The 2,709-nt window shown below is 76.9% G+C and carries 3 protein-coding genes; 1 reads left to right on the top strand and 2 read right to left on the bottom strand.

The genetic code is table 11. The features are described from left to right. Positions 1-402: 402 nt before the first annotated feature. Complete coding sequence (locus WN71_RS38600) at positions 403-1,029, bottom strand: class F sortase (RefSeq protein ID WP_046589364.1); 627 nt, start codon at positions 1,027-1,029, stop codon at positions 403-405. A gap of 120 nt (positions 1,030-1,149) precedes the next feature. Beyond that, on the bottom strand, positions 1,150-1,617 hold the full coding sequence (locus WN71_RS38595) for a hypothetical protein (protein ID WP_046589366.1): 468 nt from the start codon (positions 1,615-1,617) through the stop codon (positions 1,150-1,152). A gap of 539 nt (positions 1,618-2,156) precedes the next feature. On the opposite strand from WN71_RS38595, the gene WN71_RS38590 reads away from it, so the two are divergent. Then, positions 2,157-2,573 (top strand): gamma-glutamylcyclotransferase family protein, encoded by a 417-nt coding sequence (locus tag WN71_RS38590; protein ID WP_046592789.1) that lies wholly within the window; start codon positions 2,157-2,159, stop codon positions 2,571-2,573. Positions 2,574-2,709 lie beyond the last annotated feature (136 nt).

Here is a 2,709-nt window from a genome sequence, read left to right as displayed (position 1 = left end):
GGCTGGTCGCGCAGTTCCCCGCGCCCCCTTCGGGGCGTGGTGCGGAGGGGGATCGCGGGGTGTGCGTGGGCCCTGGGGCCGGTCGTGCGGGTGCGGGTGCGTCGTGGCTCGTCGCGCAGTTCCCCGCGCCCCTGACGGGGCACGGCCCTGCGCGGCCCCGAGGGGCGCGGGGAACTGCGCGATCGGCCACCACGGCGCCGCACGTGCCGAACCGGCCCGGCTCGCCGAACGCGATCGCCGGACCGCGGGCGGCGAGCCGGGTGCCGGTGAGCCCAGCGGCGAGCGAGCGTGCGGTCGGCGTCATGTACGGCAGCGTGCGGCGCGGAGGTTACCCGGTCGCATCACACCTGTTTCCCATGAGGAACGCTGCCCTCAGCACTGCCGTACGCGGAGTGTGAGGGTTCAGCGGCTGCCCGTCAGATGGGCGAAGACGACGACATTGCCCTGGTAGCCCGTGCTGCGCGAGTAGCCCCCGCCGCAGGTGATGACCCGCAACTCCGGCCGCGCGGCGGCGCCGTAGACCTTCTGGTCGGGGAAGTCGCTGGCGGCGTACACCTCGACGGCGTCGACCGTGAACACCGCGACGCTGCCGTCGCGCCGGTCGACCTCGACGGTGGCGCCCCGCTTCAGCGCGCCGAGGTCGTAGAAGACGGCCGGCCCGTCGGCGTTGTCCACATGGCCCGCGACGATCGCCGTGCCCTTCTCGCCGGGCATGGTCCCGGCCTCGTACCAGCCGGCGAGGTTCTTCTCCGACGCGGGCGGCACGTCGAGGCTGCCGCTCGCGGTGAGCCCGAGGCCCATCAGGGGCGCGCTCACCCGGATCGAGGGGATCCGGATCCGGTCCGGCGGCGACGGCGCCAGCGCGGGGGCCGCGGAGCGCCCGGCGGCCGGTGCGGCCGACGCCTCGGCCGCGGAGGGCTGCGGCGGGGGGTGGGACGCGCCGCTGTGCAGCAGCCACGCGCCGGAGCAGAGGGCGGCGGCGGTGACCGCCGCTATGACGGTGTTCCCGGCGGTGGCCCTGCTGCGCATACCAACCCCTTCCAGCTCCTTGCGAGTTCTCGCCCCGCACCCCCTCCGGGCCGCGAGGGGCGTCGGACCCGGAGGGGGTGGGACGTGCGGTACCGGCGGACGGACGGCGGAGGGTGTCCGTCAGATCCCGTCGCCTCTCGCCCGGCGATGCAGGAGCCAGGTACCGCCCGCGGCGGCGACGGCGAGAGCCGCCACACCGGCCGCGGTCTGCACGGGGTCGCCGCCGAACGTGCCGCCGACCCCCGTCCTCACACTTCCGTGCGGCTGCACCTGGGCCTGCACGGGGGTCAGCGCGACCACCAGGTCGCCGGTGACCTGCCGCTTGCCCTCGGCGCACTGCGCGACGATCTCGTAGGTGCCCGGCTGGGCGCTCTCCGGCACCCGGAACTGCCCGATCGCCTCGTTCTCGTGCGTGGTCGGCGCGAGGGTGAAGGTGCCCGCGCCCACCGCGGTGGCGTCGCCCACGGCGGTGCCGCCGCCGCACGCCGCCGTGTTCACGGTGACGTCGTCGCCCGGGACCACGCTGGAGGGGAACACCTCCAGCGTGGTCCCGGCCGCCGCGAGCGGACGGGCGGCGGGCGGACGCACGAGGGGCGGACGGGCGGCGCGTGGCCGTACCGCGAGCGGACGGAACGCCGGCGGGGCGGCGGCGCGGGCCGCGACCGGCCGGCCGGCCACGGCGGCCGGGCGCGCCACGGCCCGGTCACCGGGGCCGCCGTAGGCGGGCGCGGTGGCCAGGCCCGCGGCGGCGACGGCGAGCGCGCTACCGGTCAGCAGCCGGGCGGTACGTCGCATCGGTGCTCCTCCGAGCTCTCGGTCCCGTTGATCCTGTGTGCGTGCGGTGCTTTCGGTGCCGCACCTCCGAGGTAAGGGCCGCGGAGCCCGGCGCGCTTGCCGAGCGGACGCGGCAAAGGGGTTGAACGGGTGGCCCCGGGGGCCGTCCGGGGTACTCGGCGCCGGGGCGTTCGCCCAGGTCACGACGGGTGGGCGGGGAGTCCGGGCAAAAAGTGTCCAAACCGGACCGGGCGCGGGTGAGAACGGGTGAACCCGGCCCCCGCCGGGCGGGCGCCGGGCGAGAATCGTCGCCACGGCGAACCTCCCGCGACGCGACCCGGACAGGTGGACGAGTGACACTGCCCTTCTTCGTCTACGGCACCCTCCGGCCCGGCGAGTCGAACCACGACCTGTTCCTGCGGGGCCGCGTCCAGGAGGAGGTGCCGGGGCACCTGAGCGGCGCGGTGCTGTACGACGGGCCGGGCTACCCGTACGCCGTGGAGCAGCCCGGGGGAGTGGTGCACGGCGAACTGGTCACCGCGCTGCCGCGGCTGTACGCCGGGCTGCTCGCCGACCTGGACCGGCTGGAGGATTACGTGCCGGGCGATCCGCGCAGCCTCTACGAGCGCGTCGAGCGCCGGGTGGTGCGCGACGGGGACGGGGTGGCGGTGCCCGCCTGGGTGTACGTCGCCGGGCCCGCCGTCGCCGCCCGGCTGCGGCGGCGCGGCAGGCGGCTGGCGGGGGGCGACTGGCGGACCCGGGACCGCTAGCCGCGGGGCCGCTGGCCGCGGGGGGCGGGTTGTTGGCTTGCGGTGCCGTGTGGGGGCTCGACGTGTCCGCAGGGGCCGGACCGGCCGGGTGGTCGGCTGCGGGTGGGTGGGGGCTGGTCGCGCAGTTCCCCGCGCC

This window comes from Streptomyces mangrovisoli (assembly GCF_000974985.2).
In the GTDB taxonomy this organism is placed as follows: domain Bacteria; phylum Actinomycetota; class Actinomycetes; order Streptomycetales; family Streptomycetaceae; genus Streptomyces; species Streptomyces mangrovisoli.
This window is presented reverse-complemented; position numbering and strand designations above follow the sequence as displayed.

Excerpts from the sequence above, each read along its gene's own strand:
- WN71_RS38600 (WP_046589364.1), bottom strand. The coding sequence starts at position 1,029 with ATGCGCAGCAGGGCCACCGCCGGGAACACCGTCATAGCGGCGGTCACC.